The organism is Pseudomonas imperatae (assembly GCF_057128625.1).
The window spans coordinates 223,690-246,887 of sequence record NZ_JBSKHP010000005.1 but is presented as its reverse complement, the minus strand read 5'-3'; the positions used below and the strand labels follow the sequence as shown (position 1 = coordinate 246,887).

The window sequence follows — 23,198 nt, the reverse complement described above, 5'->3', positions numbered from 1 at the left end:
ACGCTGTGTGGCGGTTGGACTGCTCCAGGTTTTTCCAATTTCGCCCACTAGAGCGCTTAGGGATGAGCAAGATCGTCAACGCAAACCTGGACCGGCTCAAGCTGCTGCTGGCGCTGATGGTAGTGGCCATGCACTGCAAGGTGCTGGGTGGCAACGACAGCCTGCCGGGCTACCTGTTGTGCAACGGCCTGCTGCGCATCGCGGTGCCGGTGTTCTTCCTGATCAACGGCTATTTCCTCGGCCAGGCGCTGCAGGGCGCGGCCGGCATACGCCGCTGGCTGGGGCGCATCGTGCTGCTGTACGTGTTCTGGATGCTGGTCTACAGCCCGTTCTACGTGGCGGGTTCAGGCGTGGGCGCGGTGCTGCTGGCGCTCAAACAGTGGCTGATCGGCTTCTTCCACCTGTGGTACCTGCTGGGCATGATCGGTGGTGGCCTGCTGCTGTATGCCGTGCGCGAGCGCCGCACCTGGCAGGTCGCCGCGCTGGCGTTGATTGCCTTTGCCCTGGGCCTGGCGCTGCAGTACGCGCGGGCCTACGTGCAGATTCCCGAGGCGTTCCTGCAGCACTTCAACCAGAACGACTACGCGGCGCGCAACTTCCTGTTCATGGGCTTCCCGTTCGTGGCGACGGGCTTCCTGCTGGCCCGCCACCAGGTGCCGGCACGCCTGGCCCCGGGGCTGTTGTGGAGTTGGCTGGTGGTGGCGCTGCTGCTGATGCTGGCCGAGTCGTGGTTCAACTACCAGCACGCCCCCGACCGCGTCATCAATTTTGACTTCATGTTCACGCTGCCGCTGGTGGCCCCGGTGGTGGTGCTGCTGGCCCTGCATTACCCGCGCCCAGGCACGGGTGACCGCGTGGGTCGATTGTCGGCGGCGGTCTACTTCACCCACCCGTTGTTGATGTTCGCGGCGATGGCTGCGGGGCTGGCGTACGGCAGCCTGATGGCCCTGCTGGTGGCGCTGCTGACCCTGGCCGTGGCACCCCTGGTGATTGCCGCCAGCCGGCGTTGGCGGTTTATCCTGTAGGTTCTAGAATAGGGCCCATTCCCACCTTGCCCGGTAAGCATCATGCCTGCTGAATGCCAATTGCTTGGAACCCTGGGGTGCCACCTGTGCGAGCTGGCCGAGGCTGAGCTGATGCCGCTGGTGGAGCACGGGTTGCAGGTGGAACTGATCGACATCGCCGAAAACCCCGCGCTGTTCGACAGCTACTCGCTGCACATCCCCGTGCTGCTGCGCATCGACACCGGTGCCGAACTGCGCTGGCCGTTCGACACCGCCCAGGTGGTCGCCTTCGTGCGCTGAGCCTGCGCAGGCTTTCCCGCTGCCCCGTCGCCGCGCCTACATAGATAACTACACGCTCCCTCCACCGGCCCCGGACAATGGCCGGTGCACCCGTGCGCACGTCAAGGAGCGACAGCATGAACCTGAGCGACAACTTCACCCTGGCAGAGATGATTGCCTCCCCCTCGGCCGCCAAGGCCGGCATCGACAACACCCCCGACGCGGCCGTTATCGCCAACCTGCGCCGCCTGTGCCAGCTGCTTGAGGCCATCCGCGCCCTGGTGAACGCGCCGCTGCTGATCAGCAGCGGCTACCGTGGCCCGGCGTTGAACGCGCTGATTGGCGGTTCGCCCAACAGTGCGCACCTGCGTGGCCTGGCCGCGGATTTCACGGTGGTGGGCTTGGCGCCGCGGCAAGCGGTGGAACTGATCGCCGACAGCGGCCTGGTGTTCGACCAGCTGATCCTGGAGTTCGACCGCTGGGTGCACCTGGCCGTCAGCGAGCGGCCACCGCGCCGCGAGGTGCTGACCATTCGCAAGGACACCGGCTACCTGCCCGGGATTGTCTGAGGCGCCACCGATCATCTGCGCATTGACGCAGAGGGTAGCGATCCTTATGCTGTATATAAATACAGTGTTCGTGGAAGTGCGCACTACAGGGTGCCCGCGCGTGCCCTGAGCAACGAAGTCAGAGGATTGCCCGCGTGGTCAATGTCGAACAACTGAAATACAGCGTCAACCGCATGAGCCCGGAAGTGGTCCAGGAGGCGGTGCTGGAGCTGCGCCTCGATGGCCTGGTAACGGAAGGCAAGACGCCCTTCAACAAATTGCATTTCAACACCTGCTTCGCCGAGATCGAGGCACTGTTCCAGCGTGCCGGCTACCATCGCCCGCTGGACGTGGTGGGCTACGAGGGCCTGCTGTACGCCCTGTACGACCCCACTCGCTGGGAAGCGGTGCAGGTGCTGCGCTGGCTCAAGGAGTTCACCGACGCGGCGCGCCAGGCCCACGCGCAATGACAGCGGGCGCGGCACTGGGGGATAATGCCAGGCTGCCTTAGCCCAGAGCCCTGCCCATGTCCGATCGTGCCTTCAACGCTGCCCATCACCAGGCCAGCACCCTCAGCCTGCCGCCTGGCCCCTGGACGACGGTGCTGGATTGCCTGTGCGATCACTTCAAGGCCATCGACCGCGCCCAGTGGCTGGACCGCATTGCCCGGGGCAGGGTACTGGACGCCCAGGGGCAGCCGATAGCGGTCGACCTGCCCTACAAACAGGGCCTGCGCATTCACTATTTCCGTGAAGTGCCCAATGAAAAGCCCATCGCCGCCCAGGAGCAGATCCTGCACGTGGACGAGCACCTGGTGGTGGCCGACAAGCCGCACTTCCTGCCGGTGACACCCACTGGCGAGTACGTGGAGCACACCTTGCTGCGCCGGCTGATCCGCCGCCTGGACAACCCGCACCTGGTGCCGCTGCACCGTATCGACCGCCACACCGCCGGGCTGGTGCTGTTTTCGGCCAACCCCGAGAGCCGCTCGGCCTACCAGTCGCTGTTCCCCAACCGCCAGATCGACAAGCGCTACCACGCCATCGCCCCGGCGCTGCCGCACCTGAGTTTCCCGCTGGTGCACAAGAGCCGCATGGTGCACGGCGAGCCGTTCTTCCGCATGCAGGAAGTGGACGGCGTGCCCAACAGCGAGACCTTGGTGGAAGTGGGGGAGAAACATGGGGATTTGTGGCGCTACATCCTCTATCCCATCACCGGCAAGACCCACCAGCTGCGGGTGCACATGACGGCGCTGGGCGCCAGCCTGTGCAACGACCCGTTCTACCCGCAGGTGTGCGGGCAGGGCGAGGCGGATGATTACGCGAAACCGTTGAAGCTGCTGGCGCAGAGCCTGCGCTTCAAGGACCCGTTGACGGGTGAGGAACGCAGCTTCGAGAGCCGCCTGACACTAACCTTCCCGTAGCAGCTGCCGAAGGCTGCGTCCCTGGCGGATCGCGGTGCCTGGGGACGCGGCCCTAGGCCGCTGCTACGGGGCGTTGGTCCAGCTGCCGAAGGCTGCGTCCCTGGCGGATCGCGGTGCCTGGGGAGGCGGCCTTAGGCCGCTGCTACGGGGCGTTGGTCAGAACACCGAGTTGAACAACCAGTACAACGAGCCTGACAGCAGGATGGCCGCCGGCAAGGTCAGCACCCAGGCCATCACCAGGTTGCGGATGGTGCGCATCTGCAGCCCCGAGCCGTTGGCCACCATGGCCCCGGCCACGCCCGAGGACAGCACGTGGGTGGTGGACACCGGCAGCCCGTACATGTCCGCCGCGCCGATGGTCAGCATGGCCACCACTTCGGCGCTGGCGCCTTGGGCGTAGGTCAGGTGGTTCTTGCCGATTTTCTCACCGACCGTCACCACGATGCGCTTCCAGCCCACCATGGTGCCCAGCCCCAGGGCGATGGCCACGGCCACTTTCACCCACAGCGGGATGAAGCGGGTGGAGCTGTCGATCTGCTGCTTGAACTGCGAGACCTTGGCCTGGGTGTCGGCGTCAAAGTGGCCGACCTTGTCCTTGTCCATCAGGCGAATTGCCTCGGAGGTCAGGTACATGTCGTTACGCACGTTGCCCACCGCGGCGGCAGGGATGGCGGTAAGGCTGCCGTAGGCGTTGACCTCGTTGCCGATCAGCCCGGCAATGGCGGCCAGGGCCGGTACCAGTTCCGGGGTAGGCTGCTTGTTGCGGATATAGTCCGTCAGGATCGCCCGCGGGTCGCCGTTCACCGGCGTTGGCGCGGCCTTGACCAGCGCCTGTTGGGTCACCTGGGCCACGGCGGCGAACTGCACCGACTGGTCGGCCGGCATGGCGCGGTTCAGGGCGTAGGCCATGGGCAGGGTGCCCACCAGGATCAGCATGATCAGGCCCATGCCTTTCTGGCCGTCGTTGGAGCCGTGGGCGAAGGACACGCCGGTGCAGGTCAAAATCAGCAGGCCGCGAATCCACCATGGCGGTGGCGCGTCGCTGACGGGCGCCTTGTACAGGGCGCGGTTTTTCACGAACACGCGCAGCACCACCAGCAACAGCGCGGCGAAGGCGAAGCCCAGCAGCGGCGACAGCAGCAGCGAGTAACCGATTTTCAGCGCCTGGCCCCAGTCCACGCCGCTGGTGCCGTCGCGGCCGTGCATGAGTGCGTTGGCCACGCCCACGCCGATGATCGAACCAATCAGGGTGTGCGACGAGGAGGCCGGCAGGCCCAGCCACCAGGTGCCCAGGTTCCAGATGATGGCCGCCAGCAGCAGGGCGAAGATCATCGAGAAACCGGCGGACGAGCCCACCTGCAGAATCAGCTCCACCGGCAGCAGGGCGATGATGCCGAACGCCACCGCGCCGCTGGAGGTCAGCACGCCGAGGAAGTTGAACAGGCCCGACCACACCACCGCGAACTGCGGCGGCAGCGAATGGGTGTAGATCACCGTGGCCACCGCGTTGGCGGTGTCATGGAAACCGTTGACGAACTCGAAGCCCAGGGCGATCAGCAGGGCTACGCCCAGCAGGATGAACGGCGTCCAGGTGGTGACGATGGTGCCCATCTCGTCGACGTCGGTGACCAGGCTCCAGGTGCTGTAGATCAGCCCGATGGCCAGCACGATGAAGAAGCCGATGAGGGTGCCGCGCCCTGGCTTGCGGTCAAACTGCGGGCGCGCTTGAGTACTGCTGGGGGATGAAGAAGCCAGGGTTGGCGTAGCCATGTCAGGCAACTCGATTGAGGGAGGGAACCCTCATAATCGTTGCAAAATGTGACAGACTGGCGTCAGCCCCGGGTCAGTAGTCGGTCCGCTTGCGGAACGCCCAGCGCCCGGCCAGCAGGGTGAAGGTGGCCACCAGCGCCACCAGGATCCAGAAGCCCTCCGGGTCGCTGGCCAGCGGGATGCCGCCCACGTTCATGCCGAAGAAGCCGGCGATGATGTTGATGGGCAGGGCCAGCACCGTCACCACGGTCAGGGTGAACAGGGTGCGGTTGCTCTGTTCGTTGAGGTTGGCGGCAATTTCTTCCTGCAGCAGCTTGATGCGTTCGCCCAGGGCCGTGAGGTCGCTGAGCACCAGGGCGAACTCCTCGGTGGCCTGGCGCAGGGCCTGCACGTCATCCTCCTGCAGCCAGGCCGGCGGCCGGTTCAGCAGCCGCAGCAACGAGCCCGGCTCCAGCGCCAGCAGGCGCTGCAGGCGCACCAGTACCCGGCGCATGCTGCCCAGTTCAGCGCGGTTGTTGCTCAGGCGCAGGGACAGCAGTTGGTCTTCGATATTGTCGACGCTCATGCTGGTTTTGCGCACGATCTGCGTCAGCACCTCGGCCTGGTCGCGGAACAGGTGCACCAGCAGCTCCATGGGCGAGCGGAAGCGCTCGCCGCGCTTCACCGACGAACGCAGCTTGTCCACCGAGTGCAGCGGCTGCAGGCGGGCGCTGACCAGCACCCGCTCGTTGGCGCACAGCCACAGGGTGGAAATGTCCGAGGAGACCATGCCGAAGTTGAACACCACGTCGTTGACCACCGCCAGCAGGGCGTCGTCGACGTGCTCGATGCGCGTGGAACGCGATCCTTCGTGCAGGGATTCGTAGAAATCATCGGGCAGCTGCAGGTGCGCGCGCATCCAGCGCTCGCAGCCGGCGTGGGCCAGGTTCAGGTGCAGCCAGACGAACTCGTCGTTGTGCTCGGCGTCGCCCAGGGTTTGCAGCACGGCGGCCGAATCCAGCTCGCACACCGGGCCGCCGGGGCGGAAGCGGTAGCCGTACAGCAAGCCGAAGAGGTCCGAGTCCTGGTGGCTCTTGATGATGCTCGAATTCATGTCGGCTCGCGGCGCAAGGGCTGATGGCGCGATCATGAGGAGGAAATATTGCAGTTATGTGACAGTTTGTGAGCGGATGTGAATGTTCATCTAGGTTCGCGCAATCCATGAAAATTGCTGGGTGCGAGGCGCCGGCCAGTGAGTGCGGCGGCGGTAGCTACCCAGCGCGTCGGTATGGCAGCAGGTGCAGCGGTCGACGACCTCGACCTGATCGGCGGCAATGCCTTGCTCGGCCAACAGCAATTGGCCGTAGCGCGCCAGGTCGAACCACAGGCCGTGGGGGTTCATGGCTGGTGGCTGCGGCAGGGCGTTTGGCTGCGCGGGGGCCGGACGCTGCTGATACCAGGGTGGATTCGAGCCGGCCCACAGCGTGCGAAAATCATCGCTCACCTCATAGCAGCAGGGCTTGATCGACGGGCCGATGGCAACGCGCACGCGGTGCCGTGGCACGCGCGCCTGGTCGAAGCGGCGCAGGGCGTTGCCCAGGATGCCGGCCCGCAGGCCCTTCCAGCCGCCGTGCACGGCGGCCACGTGCCGGCCGTCGGTGGAGGCCATCAGCACGGGCAGGCAGTCGGCGGTGAAGACGGCGATGGGCCGTTGCTGATCGGTGAACAGGCCATCGGCGATCACGTCCCCGTGGGAGGGGGCGACGATCTCGGCGGTGTGCTTCTGGTTGCAATAGAAGGTATCGGCAGGCAGCGCATCGTCGATGCCGAGGAATCCATGGGCGATGCCGGGGATGTCGGCCAGGTTGTTGGCGGTCCAGCGCATGAAAGGGCTTTCCATGGGAGTTGGGTAGAACAGGATAATGCGCCTGTAGCAGCGGCCGCTAGGCCGCGTCACAGGCGCTGGGCGTGTTGGCCATGACGCGGCCTTCGGCCGCTGCTACAGAATTGCGTTCCATGCCGCGCGATCGGCGGTGCGCGCAGCCCTGTAGCAGCTGCCGCAGGCGGCGTCCGGGTTCGCTGCGGTGTGCCGGGAATAACGCGGCACCTTGTACGCGGCCTTCGGCGAAAGACCGTTGCTGCTACAGGGTTGTGTAGGGTCAGCCGCCGTGCAGTCCGGCCAGCGAAGCATCCACCTTCTCCCTCAACAGAATCTCCAATTCGAACGCCCGCAACGCGGCCCCCACCACCTCAGCCACCTGCGCATCGGCAACGATGTCCGCCGCCGTCATGCCTTTGGCCAACAGGTTAACCGTCACCGACGCCTGCTCCACCAGGTGGGCCGACATGGTCCGCAGCACCAGGCGCAGTGCCGCCTGGGCGTCGCTGGCGCGTGGGGAGGCGTTGAACAGCGCCACCGGCTTGTCGGGGAATTGCTGGCTGGCCACCAGCCAGTCCAGGGCGTTCTTGAAGGCACCAGGAATACCGCGGGCGTATTCGGGGCAGGCGATCAGCAGGCCGTCGGCGGCGTCCACCGCTGCGTGCAGGGCCTGCACCGCAGGCGGGGGCGTGTCGCTGAGGTCGGGGTTGAACAACGGCAGGTTGCCGATGCCCTCGTAGTGCTTGAGTTGCAGGCCCGGGGGCGCCAGTTGCGCGGCGGCGTGCAGCAGCGCGCGGTTGGATGAACCTTGGCGCAGGCTGCCGCAGAGGGTGAGGAGGTGGGGCACGGGCAGGGTCCTTTGCGTGGGTGGTTCGAGGCGGCGGCGGGGGCTTTTGACGCAGCCTGCGGCAGCTGCTACGTCGAATGAAGGAGCGCCTTCAGGCGCATTGTTGTCCCTCGCTGTGCCAGCGGCCCTCGTACGCCAGCTTCAATTCATAAAGATGGTGATCAAGGTCGTTGATCTTGTTGATGGCAGTCATGAGGTCGGCTTCCCCTGTCTTCGCCTCCAAATACAAACCTCGCAAATAGCGATCACTCACGGTTGGAATTTTGCCGGTTTTTTCCCAGATTGCCACCGCTTGGCTGGTGAGCCCGACAATGTCGCCCAAGCGCTCCTGGGACAAGCCCAATTCCTTGCGCAGAAACCGAAATTCGGCGCCTGTCAGCGGTGCCGGTTTTTCTGCGAGTGCCTTGCCTATTGTGTCGTGCAGCCCTTGCACATCGGTGATGCCCAAGGCTTCACCATATGACGTCTGTTTCAGTACGTAGCCGTTGCTCAGCCACACGTTCGGCAAGCCGCTCTCAACGTAGTGGTACATAAATTCACCTCTGTTTCTGGATCGCGGTCACCACGACGAGATAGGTCCCGTCCTCGTCAATATCTATCGCGCCCACAACCTGGAGGGGTGACCCTGCCCGGAACCAGGAAAGTGTGAAGCGCCAATCCCCTTTTGGCATGTAGGCCGGCCCTTCAGTGATTTGCCCTTTGGCCAGGCATTCCATGACATCCGGCAAGGTGATCTCGCGCTCGGTCATTCTTTGTCGCGCATGGGCCGTGTACAGGACACGGCCCGAATTCACTGCGATCTGGCGAATCAAGCTGAGCGCGGTCTGTTTCGGAAGCGGGTACGGCAGCGACCTGATCATGGCTTAATCTATAAAAACTATAGGTCGCGCTATGCTAAATGACAACACCCAGCCGTCAATGAATCGATTGTTCGGTTTTGTTTCCCGGCTATGTCCTGGAACACCGGGCACAAAAAAGCCCGCACAAGGCGGGCTTCTTCACAAGACTGGTCGGGGAGACAGGATTCGAACCTGCGGCCTTCTCGTCCCGAACGAGACGCGCTACCTGGCTGCGCTACACCCCGATAGACCTGATTCTATTCCAAAATCGGCGCTCGGCAAGTGGGGGCACGCCGGCCGGCCGTGCCCCTGGGGTCAGGCCGTCACAGCTCTTTGACGGTGCGTACCTGATCCTTGTTGATGCGGGTTTCCTTGCCATCCAGCTGCTTGATTTCGTAGAAGCCCGAGTCTTCGTCGTATTTGGGCGTGTCCACCGCCTGGATCTCGCGCCCGTCGTTGAGGGTGATGACCGTGGGCGTGGAGCAACCCGCCAGGGTGGCCAGGCCCATTGCCAGGAGCAGAGCGGGAAGGGTCCGTTTAGTCATTGTCTGTTTCTCCAAAGGGGGACGATTGTTCCATGTACAAGGTTTGAGACGGTTGTACCCTGGGTGAGTTCCATTTTTTTGACACTGTCAGGCATCGCCCAGCAGCTGCGGGGTGTTGAGGTTGGCCAGCCGCGGGTCATCGGCCGGGCACTGCAGCGCCTGGGCGCCAAGGGCCAGCATGACCTGGCGCGGGCTGCGCTCTCCGGCCTGCCAGGCCTGCTCGAACACCGCTGCGTGGGCCACCGGGATCACGCACAGCAGCGGCTCCCAGTGCTCGCCCTGGCGCACCATCAGCGGTTGTTGCGGCTGCGCGAAGGCCAAGCGCAGCATGGCCTGCAGCAGGTCGCCGTCAATGCCCGGTACGTCGCAGGGCAGCACCAGCAGGTGGCTGTGGCGGGCGGCGGCAAGCCCTGCGCGAATGCCCGCCAGGGGGCCGGGGAAGTCGGCGCTGTCGTCGCCTACCAGGCGGTCGGCGTAGGCGGCGTAGACGGCCTGGTTGCGGTTGCAGGAGATGATCAGGTCATCGCCCAGGCCGCGCACCCGGGCGTGCAGGTGGGCAATCAGTGGCTGGCCGCGCCAGGGCAGCAGGCCCTTGTCGCGGCCGCCCATGCGCTGGCCACGGCCACCGGCCAGCAACAGGACGGAACAGGCGGGCAGGGCAGTGTCGGGCATCGCAGGTCTCGGTCTTCAGATGAGGGCTGCTGTGATATAACACTGCCTATTCCTACACACAACCGGACGAGCCCTGATGAAAGCCAAGGCTGATGTACCTTTTGTGCCGCTCAATATTGCGGTGCTGACTGTCAGTGACACCCGTACCCTGGAAACCGACACCTCCGGGCAAATGTTCGTCGACCGCCTGACCGCCGCCGGCCACCTGCTGGCCGAGCGCGTGCTGCTCAAGGACGACCTGTACAAGATTCGCGCGAAAGTCGCCCACTGGATCGCCGAGGACGTGGTACAGGTGGTGCTGATCACCGGCGGCACCGGCTTCACTGGCCGCGACAGCACCCCCGAGGCCGTGGCCTGCCTGCTGGACAAGCAGGTGGACGGTTTTGGCGAGCTGTTCCGCCAGATCAGCGTGCCGGACATCGGCACCTCCACCGTGCAATCGCGCGCCCTGGCGGGCCTGGCCAACGGCACCCTGGTGTGCTGCCTGCCGGGCTCCACCAACGCCGTGCGCACCGGTTGGGACGGTATTCTCGCCGAGCAGCTGGACGTGCGCCACCGCCCCTGCAACTTCGTCCCTCACCTCAAGCAGGCCGAGCCCTGCCAGTCCCGTGGCTGAGTTGGGCGCGGCCAAGCCGCTGATGCCGCTGGAGCAGGCGCTGGAGCGCCTGCTGGCCATGGCTGACCAGGCGCCCTTGCGTGAGACCGAGCGCGTGGCCCTGGCCGACGCCGATGGCCGGGTGCTGGCCACCGACCTGGTATCGACCCTGGACCTGCCGCCCTGGTCCAACAGCGCCATGGACGGCTACGCCCTGCGCCTGGCCGACTGGAGCGGCGAGCCGCTGCCGGTGAGCCAGCGCATCCAGGCCGGGCAGATGCCCACGCCGCTGGCGGCGGGCACCTGCGCGCGGATCTTCACCGGCGCGCCCGTGCCGGCGGGTGCCGACTGCGTGGAAATGCAGGAAAACGCCGAGGTGCTGGACGACGGCCGCGTGCGCTTCACCGAAGCGCTCAGCCTGAACCAGAACATCCGCCCCCAAGGCCAGGAAACCCGCGTCGGCGAGCAGGTGCTGCCGGCCGGCACGCGCCTGGGCCCGATCGAACTGGGCCTGGCGGCGTCCCTGGGCCACGCCGAGCTGGAGGTGGTACGGCGCGTGCGCGTGGCGGTGCTGTCCACCGGCGATGAGCTGGTGGATCCCGGCCAGCCGCTGGCACCGGGGCAGATCTACAACAGCAACCGCCGCCTGCTGGTGAGCTGGCTGCAGCGCCTGGGCTGCGAGGTGATCGACGCCGGCATCCTGCCCGACGACCTCGCCCGCACCCGCGCGCGCCTGGCCGAGCTGGGCCAGGCCGAGCTGATCCTGTCCACCGGTGGTGTGTCGGTGGGCGAGGCGGATTTCCTCGGCGTGGCCTTGCGCGAGGAAGGCGAGCTGGCGCTGTGGAAGCTGGCGATCAAGCCGGGCAAGCCGCTGACCTTCGGGCATTTCCGTGGCGTGCCGGTGATCGGCCTGCCAGGCAACCCGGCCTCCACCCTGGTGACCTTCGCGCTGCTGGCGCGGCCGTACCTGTTGCGGCGCATGGGCGTGGCCGACGTCGCGCCACTGGCGTTCGACGTGCCGGTGGGCTTTACCTGGGGCAAGCCGGGCAACCGCCGCGAGTACCTGCGCGGGCGCCTGGAGAACGGCCGTGCGGTCATCTACCCCAACCAGAGCTCCGGGGTGCTGCGCAGCGCCGCCTGGGCCGAGGGCCTGGTGGAGGTGCTGGAAGGCCGTACCCTGGCCGAAGGCGACCGCGTGCGCTTCATTCCCCTGAGCGAAGTGCTGGCCTGAATTTAATGTTACCGGCCTCGGCCCCGTGTGCGCTAATCTTCAACACGCTGTACCGCACATCGGGTGCCGTTGTCGGCAGGCTTGGCCTGCACCGCCAATGGCCGCAACAAATGGACTTGGCAATCACGTGGGGATATGGCCATGACGACTTTGAAAGTAGCGTGCGTGGTCCCAACCTACAATGGTCAAAGGGATCTGCAACGTCTGTTGGATTCGCTGGGTAGCCAGACGATTGATTTCGATACCCTGATCGTCGATTCCTCCTCCAGCGACGGCACCACCGAACTTGGGCGCGAATGCGCCGACCATTTCCTGTTGATCCCCAGCCGCGAGTTCAACCACGGTGGTACGCGCCAGCGCATGGTCGAGGAGTTTCCCGGCTATGACGTGTACGTGTTCATGACCCAGGATGCCTACCTCGAAGACCCCCAGGCGCTGGCGCGCATCGTCGCGCCCTTCGCCGATGACAGCGTGGGCGCGGTGTGCGGGCGGCAGCTGGCGCACAAGGACGCCAACCTGTTGTCGGCCCACGCGCGGGCGTTCAACTACCCGGCCAGCTCGCAGCTCAAGAGCATGGCCGACGTCGACCGCCTGGGCATCAAGACCTGTTTCATGTCCAACTCGTTTGCCGCCTACCGCCGCAAGGCGCTGATGCAGGTGGGCGGCTTCCCGCTGCACGTGATCCTCTCGGAAGACATGTACGTGGCCGCGCGCATGCTGGTGGCCGGTTGGAAGATTGCCTATGCCGGGGATGCCTGCTGCCGGCATTCGCACAACTACACCCTGGCCGAGGAGTTCCGCCGCTACTTCGACATCGGCGTGTTCCAGGCCCGCGAACCCTGGATTCGCGAGCAGTTCGGCGGGGCAGGGGGCGAGGGCTTGCGCTACGTGAAGTCAGAGCTCAAGTACCTGGGGGTGCGCCGGTGCTGGCTGTGGCCAGCCTCGTTCCTGCGCAACGGCTTGAAGCTGCTGGCGTACAAGTTCAGCCAGCAGGAAGCACGCTTGCCGGTGAAGTGGAAGAAACGCCTGGGGATGCACAAGCGTTACTGGGACAGCCCTTACGCCTGAGCACGGCGCGACCCGGCCTGCGGCCGGTGCCACGGGGCGCGCCGTGGGTGCTTCAGGCGCGCGCCCAGGGCCGCAGCCACATCCCCAGCCCCACCAACAGCACCAGCCCGCACACGCAGCTCACGCCCAGTTGCACCCACATGCCCGGCAACGGGTGCACCAGTAGTGCCGCCAGCAGCATCGCCACCGCGCCCAGCAGCCAATGGCTGCGCCACGGCAATTGCCCCAGCAGGGCCTGGCGGCGCATCAGTAGCACGCCGGTCAGCAGCACACCGCACAGGGCCGCCATGGCAATGCCGATCAGGCCGAAGGCCCACGGCAGCACACCCAGCAGCACGGCGTTGAGCAGGCTGCCGAGCAGTTCGCAATTGAGCGGCATGCGCGTGTCGCCCGCCGCGTAGGCGTAGCGCGCCAGCAGGGCGTTCCAGGCGCCGAACATCAGCGGTGCGCAGAACCAGGCCAGCAGTTCGGGCAGCGGGCTGCCAGCCGACTGGTTGGGCAGCAGCAGGGCCACCAGCGCCGCCGAGGCGCCGATCAGGCCGGTCACCGCCGGCACGGTGAGCAGGGTGGCGCTGCTCAGGCCCTTGCGCAGCAGGGTCAGGCGTTGCTCGCCGGCGCTGCCGCTCATCAGGCCCAGCAGCACCTGGTTGAGGCTCATCAGGGCAATCAGCGGCAGGTTGATCAGCTTGCGGGCCAGGTTGATCCAGGTCACCGACCCCTCGCCCAGCAGCGACGCCACCATGCGCTCCAGCAGTGCCAGGCCCTGGCTGGCGAGGTTGCTACTCAGCAGCGGGCCGATGCGTTGCAGCAGCTCCTTCACCGCCCCTGGCGCCTGTTCACGCTGCCACGGCCGCCAGCCGTTGCGCAGCAGCGACGGCGTGAGCACCGCCGGCATCAGCCAGCTGCCCAGCACGCAGGCGCAGGCCATGCCGGTGGTGGTGGCGTCGTGGCGCAGGATGGCCAGGTACAGCACCGGCGGCAGGTTGAACAGCAGCGACCCCAGGCCGGCCAGCACGAACCGCGAGCGCGCCTGCAGCGGCACGCAGAACAGCGCATGCAGCAGGAAGCCCGGCGCGCACCAGGCCAGCCAGTGCAGGGAACCCGCGGCGCGGGCATAGCCGTCGCTGTCCAGGCCCGGGCCGATGGCGCGTACCAGCAGCGGCGCGGCCAGGCTCAGCAGCAGCGCCAGCAACAGGCCCAGCAATAGAATGCGTGGCACCAGCGCGCCCAGCCAGGCGCGCTGGCCGTCGCTGTCGCGCTGCTGGAACAGCGGCAGCGCAGCGGCGCTCAGCAGCCCGGCTGCCAGCGCCATGCGCAAGGCTTCGGGCAGGAACAGCGAAACCAGGAAGGCGTCACTCTGCCCGCCCGCGCCCCAGGACGCCACCAGCAGCCATTCGCGGGCAAAGCCCGCGGCCAGGCCGGTCAGCGTCGCCAGGGTCAGCCACAGCGTCGATCCGAACATGGCAGGCCTCAGTGGAACAGGGTGAACAGGCCTTTGCCGCCCACCTTGTAGTTGAGGTTGCGGCAGCGCTCGCCCTTCACCTCGGCGTTGGGCCCGCCGACGATGGCATAGGGCGGCACCGGCTTGCTGACCACGGTGTTGCCACCGACAATGGCGCCCTCGCCGACGTGCGCGCCGAACGACAGCAGCGCGCGGGTGGCGATCCAGGCGTAGTCCTCGATGTACACCGGCCCGCCCACGGCCCAGAATTCGGGCGCCTGGGTGTCATGGCCGCCGGCGATGATCAGCACGTGGGAGGCGATGGTCACGTGGTCGCCGATGATCAGCCCGCCGCGGGCGTCGAGCTGGCAGTGCCAGCCCACGGTGGTGTCATCGCCGATGCGCAGGCTGTCGACACCCAGCACCTCGGTGTTGCGCCACACCGAGGAGCCCTTGCCGATCTTCGCCCCGCCCAGGCGCAGCCAGGCCAGGCGCAGGGTGTGGCTGGGAATCTTGCAGATGAGGATGTTGTAGGCCTGTTCCCAGGCCCGCAGCCAGCGGTCGCGCAGGGTCGCCCAGTTCTTGCCGTACAAGGGGATTAGCGCGCCTTTCAGCTCGCGGCCCAGCAGGGCGTAGAAGCGTCGCGCCAAGGGGTGTTCGATGCGCGGTTCGATGTTCACGTAGCTGATGAAGGTGAGAATGTTGCCCTTGAGTGGTTGTTCGAAGATCACTTCGTTGGCCAGCATCCATTCGTAGGCGCTTTCCAGTTCTTCCAGGCTCACACCCATCTTGATGGCGTATTCGGGCAGTGCCTGCCGCAGATTATGGGAGTGAAGTAGACGATGTCTCATAGGCGGCTTCCAACAGGGACTGAAGTAGTGGCAGGTGCGGCGCGCAGCCGCTGGGCCTCGTGCAGGTTGAGACCCAACAACAGCCAGAACAGTGCGACCAGCACCATGGTGAAACTGAAATAGTGGTCGAACAGGCCGCTGACCAGCGCCGCCAGCAGGCCCACCAGGGTGCCCAGCCAGATGGCGTTGTCATGGGTCAGCACCAGGGTCTTGGTGGTGGGGCCGCTGGCGCGCCACCAACTGCGCACCACCAGCAGGAACATCACCAGGCCGATGACCCCCACCTTGTAGATGTAGTTGAGGTACAGGTTGGAGATACCCCACAGCGTGGTGCCTGGCACCGGCGGGTCGACCTTGAAGCCGATGCCCAGCGGGTACATGGCCATGGCGCGGGGGAAGTTCGAGTATTCGTCGAAGCGCACCGAGGTACTGGCGTCATTGCTGGAGAACAGGTCCAGCACGCGGTCCTGCAACGGCGGGTAGAACATCAGCAGCAGTGCCGCACCCACCAGGCCCACCATCAAGGCGCGGCCGGTGTAGGGCAGGCGCTTGCGCGCCAGCCACATCAGCACCAGCACCAGGCTCACCAGGGCACCCCGCGAACCGGTCAGCAGCAGGCCGAACATGCCCAGCAGGGTCACCGCAATGCCCAGGGCGCGCGGCCAGCCCTTGCGGGTCAGGCCGAAGCAGGCGGCCAGCGGCACCAGCAGGGCCATGGCGCCACCGGTGATGTTGGGGTGCGTCCAGCCCGAGGCCATGCGGCTGCTGAGGCCGGCCAGGCCTTCGCTTAGTTGGTCGATGGAGCCATAGCCCAGCTTGCCGAGGATGTCGGTGAGGGTGGCCGGGGTGCTGTCCTTGAGGTACACCGGGATCGCCAGCAGCAACAGGAACAGAGTGCCCAGCAGCAGGCCGATGACCAGTTGCTCACGCTTTTCCCGGGTGTCCAGCAGGCGCGGCACCAGGAACAACGTCGACAGGTTGAACAGCCAGCGCACCCAGTTCACCGGGCCGTTGCCGGCGGCATCGATGACGATCTGGCCGACCACGAACGGCAGGGCAGTGAACAGCATGAACGCCACCACCATGCGCTCGGTGTGCAGCAGCTTCGGCGCCCGGTGCATCTGGCCGAACAGGTGCTGGGCCATGACGCTGGCCCACACCAGCATGATCAGCGCTTCCGACACCGTGGTGCGAATGCCGACGTTGACCGTGGTATAGGGCAGGAAGGTGGCGATCACGGCAAACAACAGCAGGCCCCACAGGGGCTTGCGAATAACGGTGACGATGGCGGCGATGCCTATCATCACCGCCAGCACCTTGGGCGCGGGCAACAGCCAGGCCAGCACGCCGAAGGTAATGCTGGTGATCAGCGCGAGCGGAAAGGCCAGTGGCATCAGCGCAGCTCCCCGAGCAATTCATCGAAGCGTTGGCGGTAGGCCTGCTCGCCGTAGCCGTCGGCCCAGGCCTTGAGCGGGGCGCTGTCGACCGGATGGTCGAGGGCCAGTTCCTTCATCAGTTCCACCAGCGCGCCGGTGTCGGTGGGCGAGAAGCGCGGGCTGTCGGGCGGGGTGATCTCGTCCAGCGCCGAGCCGTTGGCCACGGCCACCGGGGTGCCCTGGGCCAGCGCCTCGATCACCGGCAGGCCGAAGCCTTCGGCGTAGGACGGTTGCCACAGCCGCGACGCGCCAGCGTACAGGGCGTGCAGCTGGGCGTCGCTGATGCCGCTGACAAAGTGCATGCCGTGCAAATGTTGCTGGGCCACCGGCAGGTGCTCGCGGGCGCCTACCAGCACCAGCTCGGGCACCTCGGGGTTCTGCTGGCGCGCCTGCTGCCAGGCGGCCACGAACCAGGGAATGTTCTTGCGCGGCTCGCGCGTGCCCACCACCAGCCAATAGCGCGGCGGCAGCTGCAGGTCGCTGATGTCGGCCAGGGCGTCGGTGTAGGGCAGCACCAGGTTGGGCAGCACGCGGGTCTTGTCGCGGGCCTGGGGGAACAGCTTTGCCACCTCGTCTGCGGTGTACTGCGACGGCACCCAGATGCGGTCGGCGACCTTCACCGACCAGCCGATCGACAGCTTGTCGGTGTAGCCATAGACCCGCGCCTTGAGCTGCGAGCCGTGGGCGTTGGTCAGGGTCAGCTGGAACAGGTCGTGCAACTGCAGGATGTACTTCATGCCCTCGGGCTTGCGCGCCAGTGGCAGGCCCATGTTGAAGTTGGCGATGTAGGTGTCCACCCCGGCTTCGCGCAGGGAACCGGGCAGGAAGCCGGCCTCGAACTTGAGCCGCAGCGGCAACCGGTGCACCCCGGCCAGCGGGGCGCCCCAGCGCGGGCAGTGGGCCTTGCGACGGATGAGGTGGTCCTCGGGGGCTACGCTGAACAACTGCAACTGCACGTCCGGGTTGGCCCGCAGCGCCTGCTCCAGGGCCAGGGTCTGGCGGCCGATGCCGCTGTTGGGGTAACTGGTGGCCGGGCGATAATCCAGTCCTATGCGCATACGCTGGTGTCTTCCATAGGTTGCAAAAGCCGTGAATAGACGTCTTCAAGCTGGGCCGCGGCGACGGCCCAGTCGTGATGGCCGCGCACGTAGCGGCGCGCGGCTTCGGAGAGTTGTTGCAGGCGGGCCGGGTCGCGCACGGCGTCGGCCAGCAGCTGGGCCAGGCCTTCGGCGGTTTCGCTGCCCAGGTAGTCCTGGCCATTGCTGACCGCCAGGCCCGACACGCCCTGGCCCGTAGTCACTACCGGCAGCCCGGCGGCCATGGCCTCCAGCACCTTGAGCTTGGAGCCGCCGCCCTGGCGCAGGGGCGCGAAGAACACCGCGGTCTGCTCCTGCAGCGCGCGCAGGTCGGGCACGAAACCCTGGAACTCCACCCGCGGGTCGGGCCAGCGCTGGCGCCACTGGGCGGGCAGGGCGAAGCCGCACACCGCCAGGCGCACCTCGGGGTTCAGCGCCCACACCTTGGGCATGATTTCATCCAGCGCCCATTCCACCGCATCCAGGTTGGGGCTGTACTCGTAGTTGCCGATGAACAGCAGGCGCTGGCTGTCGAAGGCCGGGCGCACCGTGGCGTAATGCGGGCAGTCCACGCCGTTGACCACCACCGACGCCTGGCGCTGGAACAGCACCTGCATCTGCCGGGCATCCGCCTCGGTCACCGCCACCAGCTGCGCGGCCTGGCTGAACACGCGTTGCTCCCAGCGCCGGTAGCGCCACTGGTCGTAGGCGGTGAACGGCTTCATCCAGCCGGGCAGGCGGTCATAGCTGGCCGCGCCCAGGGCCGACTCGATGTTGTGCTCGGTGAGCAGGAACGGCTGGCCGTGGCGTTGCAGCGCTCGTTCGTAGGGCTGGAAGCTGTAGCTGTGCTCGATCTGCACCACGTCCCACGGGGTGGCCAGCAACTGGTCGAAATAGCGTTCCAGCTCCGGTGCCAGGCCGTTGATGCTGGCCAGCATCGGGTAAGGCGCCGCCAGCACCGCCAGCAGGGTCTTGAGGCTGCGCAGCGGCCGACGCGGCAACACGATCAACTGCTCCAGGAACGGCTCCAGGGCGTTGCGCGTGGCCTGGTCGACCTCGGTCTTGGATTGCACCAGCAGCGTGATGCGGTGCCCGCGCGCGGCCAGGCTGCGCAACAGGTGGTACTGACGGGTCTTGCCGCCGCTGGTGGTAGGCCAGGGCAAATACGGCAGTGTCCATAAAATGCGCATTCAATCGTCCTTGTTACCAGACCAGCATTTGCAGGCTGGTCTTGAGCGGAACACTGATGCCCTGGGCGTTGGCCAGGGTGGTGCTGGTGCCCTGCAGCGGGTCGAACAGCGTCGCCGAGGTCACCGAAGGCAGGCTGACCGAGGTGCCCGAGGCGCTCCAGAACAGCCATAGATGAGTGCCGTCGGCGCGGGTCCAGGCCACGTTGAACAGGTCGCCCGGGCCGTTGGTGTAGGCGGGTGGGTCCGCCGGTTCCAGGCGCGCGCCGGTCACCCCGAGGAAATTCTTCAGGGCGGTGTAGACCGGCTTGGGGTTGCCGTTCAGGTCAACCAGGCCGTAGTACTGGTCGCGGGCCGAGGCGCGCGCGTCCAGGTCATTGAGATTGAACAGGAAGATGCGCTGGTAGTCCATTGCGCTCATCAACGCCAGGCGGCGCAGGGTGTAGTCGGCCTGGCCGTCGACGCCGATCACCGCCTGCATTTCCACCGGGCCTGCGTAGCTGGACCAGCCCCACTCGGTGGCCCACACCTGGGTCACGCCCTTGGCGTGCAGGGCGCTGTTGATGTAGTTGCCGCGCTGGATGAAGTCCTTGGCGGTGGTGTCGTCGCCCTCGGGGTATTCGGAGTAGGGGTGGTAGGCGGCGACGATGTTGCTGGTGGGCAGGCCCTGGGTCAGCAGGTCGGCCAGCATCAGGCCGTCGGTGCTGCGCATCTGGCTGTAGTAGGCCATGCCGGCGGTGGCCACCGGCTTGTCGGGGATGGCCTTGCGAATGGCGGTGGCCGTGCTGAACAGCAGGTTGCCGTAGGCAGTGGGGTCTTCCTTGGGCAGCCAGACGATATTGGGCTCGTTCCACACCTGCCAGGTGTTCACCTGCGGGTAGCGCTTGGCGAGCATGGTCATGCGGTCGGCGAAGATGCTGTAGTCAGTGGGCGGGTACTGGTCGGTGCTGGCGGCGCCGCTGGGGGCGCTGCTGTCGAATGTTGCCGAGCCCACCATGTAGGCGAGGATGTTGTACTTGTGCTGGGCCATGGCAGTCATGGCACCGTCCAGGGCGGTGAGGTCGAAGTTGCCCTGGGTGGGCTCGATGATCGGCCAATGGATGGTCAGGCGCACCCAGGTCAGGCCCAGGGCGTCGAGCGCGGCCATCTGCTTCTGGTAGACCGAGGGGTCAAAATATTCGAACTGGGCGTTGACGCCCAGGAAGTCACTCCATGTGACCGCTCGCGGACCCTTGAGGCTGATGTCAGCCTCGGCCTTGTCGCTCCAGGGCAGGGTGCTGAACGCCACGGCGGCGCACAGCAGGACGGGTATCCATACGATTGGCTTCTTCCACATGATCAGCGGCCTCCACAGGCGTCCTCGAACATTTGCACAAAACGCCCGGCCGTGAGTGGCCAGGTACGTTGGCTGCCGATCAGACTGGCGTGCTCGGCCCAGCGAATGGCCAGCTCGGGAGCAGCGCACAGGTGACTCAATTCTGCGGCCAGGGCCGGTACATTGCCCTGGGGGAAGATGACGCCGTTGTCGTGGGCCACTTCCTCGGCGAACGAGCGGGCGTCGGAGGTAATGGCCCCGCGCCCGCACGCGACCGCCCAGGACAGCGCGCCACTGGTGCCGCGCAGGTTGCCCAGCAGCTTCAGCTTGCTGGACTCGCGGTAGGGCAGCACCATCACGTGATGGGCCTGGATGACCGCCGGGATGTCCGCGGCGGGCAGGTCCAGGCCCCACTCGATGTTGTCGTTGAGTTGCAGCTGGCTGATGCGCTGGCGCAGCTGGTCCAGGTAGCTGCCCGACGGCCCGAAGGCCATTTCCGGTTCGCTGCCACCGGCCAGGGTCAGGCGGATGCGCTCGCGCAGCGCCGGTTGCTGGCTGAACGTCAGGGCCAGGGCGTCGAGCAGGTCCTCGATGCCCTTGCCACGGTAAATGAAACCGAAGTACAGCAGGCGCAGGGGCTCCAGCGGTGGCAGCGGCGCCGGTGGTATGACCAGGTTGCCGTGGGGAATCACCACCATCTGTTCGGTCGCAAGGCCCATGCGTTGTTTCAGGCACTGGCTGCCCGACTGGGTCAGGGTCACCAGGCGCGTGAGGCTGCGCGCCAGCAGGCGTTCCTCGCGCAGGCACAAGGGGTCGGCCAGCACCGTGGCCACCTGCGGCAACGGGTTGGGCATGCCCGCCACCATCGACAGCGGCCAGGGCAGCTGTTCGCGGCGCCACACCAGGCGCTCCGGGTCGTGCACGGTGGCGGTCAGCGGCAGGCGCGGGAAGCGCTGGCGCAGGGTACGCAGGCCGTTGAACTCGGCCAGGCGGCCACCACCGATCTCTGCGTGCACCAGGTCGATGCCCTTCCAGTCAAACGCCTGCAGCGCCTCCTGGGTGCGCTGCACGTCGTTGCCCAGGCCCGCCAGCGGTGTGCTGACGGTCACGCCCCGTTGCTCCAGGGCGTGCTTGAGGTGCCCGGCGTAGTCGGCGATGCCGTTCTGTTCCGGTGGCAGGGGAGCCAGCAGGGCAATATGCATCAGGCATGGCTCCGGATGCGGGTCATGAAGTTCAGCACCTTGGCCGGGATCTCGAAGCGGCGGCGGTTGATGATGATGCCGTCCACGTGCTTGAAGGCGGTGTTGAGGATCGACACGGCGTTTTCCAGCACCGGCACGGTGGTCTTCTCGGCTTCCACGATCAGCGCGATCAGGTCGGCTTCACGCAGGGTCACGAAGGCTTCCTGGTTGGAGAAGAACCCGGCGGCGTCCAGCAGCACGATTTCGCCCGGTTGCGCACTGGCCTCGCCGTTGACGCGCACCTTGTGGCCGCGGTCTTCCAGCAGCTTGCGCAAGTGCTCGATGACGAAGCTCACGCCTTCGCCCTTGCGCGCCGAGGTCAGGCCGATGCTCAGGCCGCTGAGTGCCACTTGCTTGAGCGGCAGCACGCCGTACAGGCGGTACATGCTGGCGGTGAAGGCGCTGATGCGCTGGGCGTCCTGGCCGCTGATGTCCTGCAGGCTGGTCCACACCTTGATGCCGAAGCGTTCCTCGATCTTGTCGCCGTCGTGGATGCGCTGGTCCAGCAGGTAGAAGAAGTACAGCGCCAGCAGGCCCACGGCCAGGCTGATCGGGATGGCGAACAGCAGCATCAGCAGGCTTTTCGGGAACACGCGGCTAGGGTTGAGGGTTGCCTGCTCGATCACCGCGATGTTGCTGATCTGGCTGGCGTCCAGTTCACGGTCGATGCGGGCTTTTTCCAGGCTGTCGCTGTACAGCGCGAAGCTCTTCTCGGCGGCGTCCAGTTCAAGTTGCAACTGCGACAGTTCCGGCTCCAGGCCCACGGCCTGGGTGCGGTCGGCTTCCAGCTTGGCCAGTTGGGTCTCCTGCTGGGCTGCCTGGGATTTCAGGCGGCTGAGGCTGGCGGCCTGGTCGGCGTAGCTGTTCTGCAGGCGGGTGTAGATGGGGTTGGGTGCCATGTTCTGCGAGCGCTGCACGGTGGCGTTCTCGCCGTTCATCAGCGCTTGCAGGTTGGCGATGGCGGTGTTGATCGCACGGACCGGCGGCGCGTCGTCCTTGAAGGTGCGCAGCAGTTCCTGTTTCTCGATCTGCTTGGTGTTGATGCGCTGGCTCAGGTCTTCACGGTCGGGGTTGCGGGCGATCTCGCGGGCAATGCTGATTTCCTTGGGAATGCCATTCATCTGTTGCTTCAGCACGTCCAGCCCGGCTTGGGTGGAGGCAATGGAGCGCAGGGTGTTCAGGCGTTCGCCCTTGAGGTCGTTGAGGTTGCGCGACACATCGTTCAGGCGCTCGGTGATGCTCACCGCGCCGAGTTTGTCGAGCAGGGTCTGGATGCGTTTCTTGGTGTCCAGGATGCGCTGCTGGGTGGCCTTGCTCTCGCCTTCATAGAAGGAATAGAGGCTTTTGCGGCCCAGGGTGCGGGTACGCTCTTCCTGATACTTGTCGAGCCAGTTCTTCACCACGGTCTGCGCCACTTGCGGGTCGCTCCAGGTGAAGCTGACCTCCATCACCGAGGAACCGGTGGCGTGGGTCACGGTAAAGTTCTTCTCCAGCTGGGTCGCCAGGCGCTCCACGGGGGTCTGCTTCTCTACCAGGCCCAGGGCCTGGAGGAAGCCGCGGCCGATGTCGGCCAGGCTCTGCACCGCGCCTTTCACGGCATACTTGATGCTGGCTACCACGCCTTCCTGGTGCGGCTGGCGCGCCTGGTCATCCAGGTACTGCTCGGCCACCAGGCGGGTGATCGGGCGGCCGGTGAGCATGCGCTCCTCGTCGGCCACCGGGTCGCGCTGCAGCGGGATCACGGCGGTCTGGCGGTCGCTCATCTCGATGGGCAGGGTGCTGTCGCGGCCGGGCTTGACCAGCAGCAGCGCGGTGGATTCATAGCGGTTGGGAAGCAGGAAGGCACCCAGCAGAATGACCACGAAGGTCACCGCCACGGTGATTTTCACTTCCCGCTTGAAGATAAAGAACAGCCGCAGCAAATCGCGGAAGGAACGGATATTGATCATGTCTGTTGTCCTTGGCGATTAGC

The 23,198-nt window shown here is 66.2% G+C and carries 24 protein-coding genes and 1 tRNA gene; 8 read left to right on the top strand and 17 right to left on the bottom strand.

Features of this window, described 5'->3' with window-relative positions:
• Positions 1–62 precede the first annotated feature (62 nt).
• The 5 genes from ACWKWX_RS09155 (at position 63) to ACWKWX_RS09135 (ending at position 3,254) form a co-directional block, all read left to right on the top strand.
• Positions 63–1,025, top strand: coding sequence for an acyltransferase family protein (locus tag ACWKWX_RS09155; RefSeq protein WP_416423389.1), 963 nt, complete (start codon positions 63–65; stop codon positions 1,023–1,025).
• 42 nt (positions 1,026–1,067) lie between these two features.
• Positions 1,068–1,304: a glutaredoxin family protein gene (locus ACWKWX_RS09150; RefSeq protein ID WP_416423390.1), complete on the top strand. Its 237-nt coding sequence runs from the start codon at positions 1,068–1,070 to the stop codon at positions 1,302–1,304.
• Positions 1,305–1,420: 116 nt separating this feature from the next.
• On the top strand, positions 1,421–1,852 hold the full coding sequence (locus ACWKWX_RS09145; protein ID WP_483827551.1) for a D-Ala-D-Ala carboxypeptidase family metallohydrolase: 432 nt from the start codon (positions 1,421–1,423) through the stop codon (positions 1,850–1,852).
• A 134-nt stretch (positions 1,853–1,986) separates the two neighbouring features.
• Positions 1,987–2,301: a transcriptional regulator gene (locus tag ACWKWX_RS09140; RefSeq protein ID WP_416423392.1), complete on the top strand. Its 315-nt coding sequence runs from the start codon at positions 1,987–1,989 to the stop codon at positions 2,299–2,301.
• A 56-nt stretch (positions 2,302–2,357) separates the two neighbouring features.
• Positions 2,358–3,254, top strand: a complete 897-nt coding sequence (locus ACWKWX_RS09135) for a pseudouridine synthase (protein ID WP_483827550.1) — start codon at positions 2,358–2,360, stop codon at positions 3,252–3,254.
• A gap of 156 nt (positions 3,255–3,410) precedes the next feature.
• Here the strand turns inward: ACWKWX_RS09135 and ACWKWX_RS09130 are convergent, their stop codons facing one another.
• The 9 genes from ACWKWX_RS09130 to mobA all read right to left on the bottom strand — a co-directional run bounded on the left by ACWKWX_RS09130 (position 3,411) and on the right by mobA (position 9,785).
• Entirely contained in the window at positions 3,411–5,024 is a 1,614-nt protein-coding gene (locus ACWKWX_RS09130) for an inorganic phosphate transporter (RefSeq protein ID WP_483827549.1), read from the bottom strand.
• 73 nt (positions 5,025–5,097) lie between these two features.
• Complete coding sequence (locus ACWKWX_RS09125; RefSeq protein WP_416423395.1) at positions 5,098–6,117, bottom strand: transporter; 1,020 nt, start codon at positions 6,115–6,117, stop codon at positions 5,098–5,100.
• Positions 6,118–6,207: 90 nt separating this feature from the next.
• Entirely contained in the window at positions 6,208–6,888 is a 681-nt protein-coding gene (locus tag ACWKWX_RS09120) for a purine nucleoside phosphorylase YfiH/LACC1 family protein (protein WP_483827548.1), read from the bottom strand.
• A 274-nt stretch (positions 6,889–7,162) separates the two neighbouring features.
• A complete protein-coding gene (locus ACWKWX_RS09115; protein WP_483827547.1) occupies positions 7,163–7,729 on the bottom strand; it encodes an NADPH-dependent FMN reductase in 567 nt (188 codons plus the stop codon).
• Between the two features lie 91 nt (positions 7,730–7,820).
• The gene (locus ACWKWX_RS09110; protein ID WP_416423398.1) at positions 7,821–8,261 is read right to left on the bottom strand and encodes a transcriptional regulator; all 441 of its coding nucleotides are present in this window, start codon (positions 8,259–8,261) and stop codon (positions 7,821–7,823) included.
• Positions 8,262–8,265: 4 nt separating this feature from the next.
• Positions 8,266–8,589 (bottom strand): DUF4258 domain-containing protein, encoded by a 324-nt coding sequence (locus ACWKWX_RS09105; protein ID WP_416423399.1) that lies wholly within the window; start codon positions 8,587–8,589, stop codon positions 8,266–8,268.
• A gap of 147 nt (positions 8,590–8,736) precedes the next feature.
• Positions 8,737–8,813 (bottom strand) — tRNA-Pro (locus ACWKWX_RS09100).
• 78 nt (positions 8,814–8,891) lie between these two features.
• Complete coding sequence (locus tag ACWKWX_RS09095) at positions 8,892–9,113, bottom strand: YgdI/YgdR family lipoprotein (protein ID WP_027978455.1); 222 nt, start codon at positions 9,111–9,113, stop codon at positions 8,892–8,894.
• 87 nt (positions 9,114–9,200) lie between these two features.
• Complete coding sequence (gene mobA, locus ACWKWX_RS09090) at positions 9,201–9,785, bottom strand: molybdenum cofactor guanylyltransferase MobA (protein WP_483827546.1); 585 nt, start codon at positions 9,783–9,785, stop codon at positions 9,201–9,203.
• A 76-nt stretch (positions 9,786–9,861) separates the two neighbouring features.
• Here mobA and moaB point away from each other — a divergent pair, with 76 nt between their 5' ends.
• The 3 genes from moaB to ACWKWX_RS09075 all read left to right on the top strand — a co-directional run bounded on the left by moaB (position 9,862) and on the right by ACWKWX_RS09075 (position 12,679).
• Complete coding sequence (moaB, locus tag ACWKWX_RS09085) at positions 9,862–10,401, top strand: molybdenum cofactor biosynthesis protein B (RefSeq protein ID WP_027978453.1); 540 nt, start codon at positions 9,862–9,864, stop codon at positions 10,399–10,401.
• 22 nt (positions 10,402–10,423) lie between these two features.
• Positions 10,424–11,611: a molybdopterin molybdotransferase MoeA gene (locus tag ACWKWX_RS09080; RefSeq protein ID WP_483827565.1), complete on the top strand. Its 1,188-nt coding sequence runs from the start codon at positions 10,424–10,426 to the stop codon at positions 11,609–11,611.
• Between the two features lie 141 nt (positions 11,612–11,752).
• Positions 11,753–12,679 carry a glycosyltransferase family 2 protein gene (locus ACWKWX_RS09075; protein WP_416423401.1) on the top strand — a complete coding sequence of 309 codons (927 nt, stop codon included), beginning with the start codon at positions 11,753–11,755 and terminating at the stop codon, positions 12,677–12,679.
• Positions 12,680–12,731: 52 nt separating this feature from the next.
• Here ACWKWX_RS09075 and ACWKWX_RS09070 read toward each other — a convergent pair whose 3' ends face one another.
• Genes ACWKWX_RS09070 through ACWKWX_RS09035 form a run of 8 tightly spaced genes read right to left on the bottom strand, consistent with a single transcriptional unit; the run spans position 12,732 to position 23,175 of the window.
• A complete protein-coding gene (locus ACWKWX_RS09070; protein WP_483827545.1) occupies positions 12,732–14,141 on the bottom strand; it encodes a lipid II flippase MurJ in 1,410 nt (469 codons plus the stop codon).
• 8 nt (positions 14,142–14,149) lie between these two features.
• Positions 14,150–14,971 carry an acyltransferase gene (locus tag ACWKWX_RS09065; RefSeq protein ID WP_416423403.1) on the bottom strand — a complete coding sequence of 274 codons (822 nt, stop codon included), beginning with the start codon at positions 14,969–14,971 and terminating at the stop codon, positions 14,150–14,152.
• Complete coding sequence (locus ACWKWX_RS09060; RefSeq protein WP_473006020.1) at positions 14,968–16,365, bottom strand: O-antigen ligase family protein; 1,398 nt, start codon at positions 16,363–16,365, stop codon at positions 14,968–14,970. The genes ACWKWX_RS09065 and ACWKWX_RS09060 overlap by 4 nt, the downstream gene beginning before the upstream one ends.
• On the bottom strand, positions 16,365–17,465 hold the full coding sequence (locus ACWKWX_RS09055; protein WP_473006021.1) for a glycosyltransferase family 4 protein: 1,101 nt from the start codon (positions 17,463–17,465) through the stop codon (positions 16,365–16,367). Before ACWKWX_RS09055 ends, ACWKWX_RS09060 begins: the two co-directional genes overlap by 1 nt.
• Entirely contained in the window at positions 17,456–18,673 is a 1,218-nt protein-coding gene (locus tag ACWKWX_RS09050) for a glycosyltransferase family 4 protein (protein WP_416423406.1), read from the bottom strand. Before ACWKWX_RS09050 ends, ACWKWX_RS09055 begins: the two co-directional genes overlap by 10 nt.
• Before the next feature lie 13 nt (positions 18,674–18,686).
• Complete coding sequence (locus ACWKWX_RS09045) at positions 18,687–20,006, bottom strand: beta-xylosidase (RefSeq protein ID WP_416423407.1); 1,320 nt, start codon at positions 20,004–20,006, stop codon at positions 18,687–18,689.
• Positions 20,007–20,008: 2 nt separating this feature from the next.
• The gene (locus tag ACWKWX_RS09040) at positions 20,009–21,187 is read right to left on the bottom strand and encodes a glycosyltransferase (protein WP_416423408.1); all 1,179 of its coding nucleotides are present in this window, start codon (positions 21,185–21,187) and stop codon (positions 20,009–20,011) included.
• Positions 21,187–23,175 (bottom strand): exopolysaccharide transport family protein, encoded by a 1,989-nt coding sequence (locus tag ACWKWX_RS09035; RefSeq protein ID WP_416423409.1) that lies wholly within the window; start codon positions 23,173–23,175, stop codon positions 21,187–21,189. The genes ACWKWX_RS09040 and ACWKWX_RS09035 overlap by 1 nt, the downstream gene beginning before the upstream one ends.
• Positions 23,176–23,198 lie beyond the last annotated feature (23 nt).

Excerpts from the sequence above, each read along its gene's own strand:
- ACWKWX_RS09155 (WP_416423389.1), top strand. The coding sequence starts at position 63 with ATGAGCAAGATCGTCAACGCAAACCTGGACCGGCTCAAGCTGCTGCTG.
- ACWKWX_RS09150 (WP_416423390.1), top strand. The coding sequence starts at position 1,068 with ATGCCTGCTGAATGCCAATTGCTTGGAACCCTGGGGTGCCACCTGTGC.
- ACWKWX_RS09145 (WP_483827551.1), top strand. The coding sequence starts at position 1,421 with ATGAACCTGAGCGACAACTTCACCCTGGCAGAGATGATTGCCTCCCCC.
- ACWKWX_RS09135 (WP_483827550.1), top strand. The coding sequence starts at position 2,358 with ATGTCCGATCGTGCCTTCAACGCTGCCCATCACCAGGCCAGCACCCTC.
- ACWKWX_RS09130 (WP_483827549.1), bottom strand. The coding sequence starts at position 5,024 with ATGGCTACGCCAACCCTGGCTTCTTCATCCCCCAGCAGTACTCAAGCG.
- ACWKWX_RS09125 (WP_416423395.1), bottom strand. The coding sequence starts at position 6,117 with ATGAATTCGAGCATCATCAAGAGCCACCAGGACTCGGACCTCTTCGGC.
- ACWKWX_RS09120 (WP_483827548.1), bottom strand. The coding sequence starts at position 6,888 with ATGCGCTGGACCGCCAACAACCTGGCCGACATCCCCGGCATCGCCCAT.
- ACWKWX_RS09110 (WP_416423398.1), bottom strand. The coding sequence starts at position 8,261 with ATGTACCACTACGTTGAGAGCGGCTTGCCGAACGTGTGGCTGAGCAAC.
- ACWKWX_RS09105 (WP_416423399.1), bottom strand. The coding sequence starts at position 8,589 with ATGATCAGGTCGCTGCCGTACCCGCTTCCGAAACAGACCGCGCTCAGC.
- ACWKWX_RS09095 (WP_027978455.1), bottom strand. The coding sequence starts at position 9,113 with ATGACTAAACGGACCCTTCCCGCTCTGCTCCTGGCAATGGGCCTGGCC.
- mobA (WP_483827546.1), bottom strand. The coding sequence starts at position 9,785 with ATGCCCGACACTGCCCTGCCCGCCTGTTCCGTCCTGTTGCTGGCCGGT.
- moaB (WP_027978453.1), top strand. The coding sequence starts at position 9,862 with ATGAAAGCCAAGGCTGATGTACCTTTTGTGCCGCTCAATATTGCGGTG.
- ACWKWX_RS09080 (WP_483827565.1), top strand. The coding sequence starts at position 10,424 with ATGCCGCTGGAGCAGGCGCTGGAGCGCCTGCTGGCCATGGCTGACCAG.
- ACWKWX_RS09075 (WP_416423401.1), top strand. The coding sequence starts at position 11,753 with ATGACGACTTTGAAAGTAGCGTGCGTGGTCCCAACCTACAATGGTCAA.
- ACWKWX_RS09070 (WP_483827545.1), bottom strand. The coding sequence starts at position 14,141 with ATGTTCGGATCGACGCTGTGGCTGACCCTGGCGACGCTGACCGGCCTG.
- ACWKWX_RS09065 (WP_416423403.1), bottom strand. The coding sequence starts at position 14,971 with ATGAGACATCGTCTACTTCACTCCCATAATCTGCGGCAGGCACTGCCC.
- ACWKWX_RS09060 (WP_473006020.1), bottom strand. The coding sequence starts at position 16,365 with ATGCCACTGGCCTTTCCGCTCGCGCTGATCACCAGCATTACCTTCGGC.
- ACWKWX_RS09055 (WP_473006021.1), bottom strand. The coding sequence starts at position 17,465 with ATGCGCATAGGACTGGATTATCGCCCGGCCACCAGTTACCCCAACAGC.
- ACWKWX_RS09050 (WP_416423406.1), bottom strand. The coding sequence starts at position 18,673 with ATGCGCATTTTATGGACACTGCCGTATTTGCCCTGGCCTACCACCAGC.
- ACWKWX_RS09045 (WP_416423407.1), bottom strand. The coding sequence starts at position 20,006 with ATGTGGAAGAAGCCAATCGTATGGATACCCGTCCTGCTGTGCGCCGCC.
- ACWKWX_RS09040 (WP_416423408.1), bottom strand. The coding sequence starts at position 21,187 with ATGCATATTGCCCTGCTGGCTCCCCTGCCACCGGAACAGAACGGCATC.
- ACWKWX_RS09035 (WP_416423409.1), bottom strand. The coding sequence starts at position 23,175 with ATGATCAATATCCGTTCCTTCCGCGATTTGCTGCGGCTGTTCTTTATC.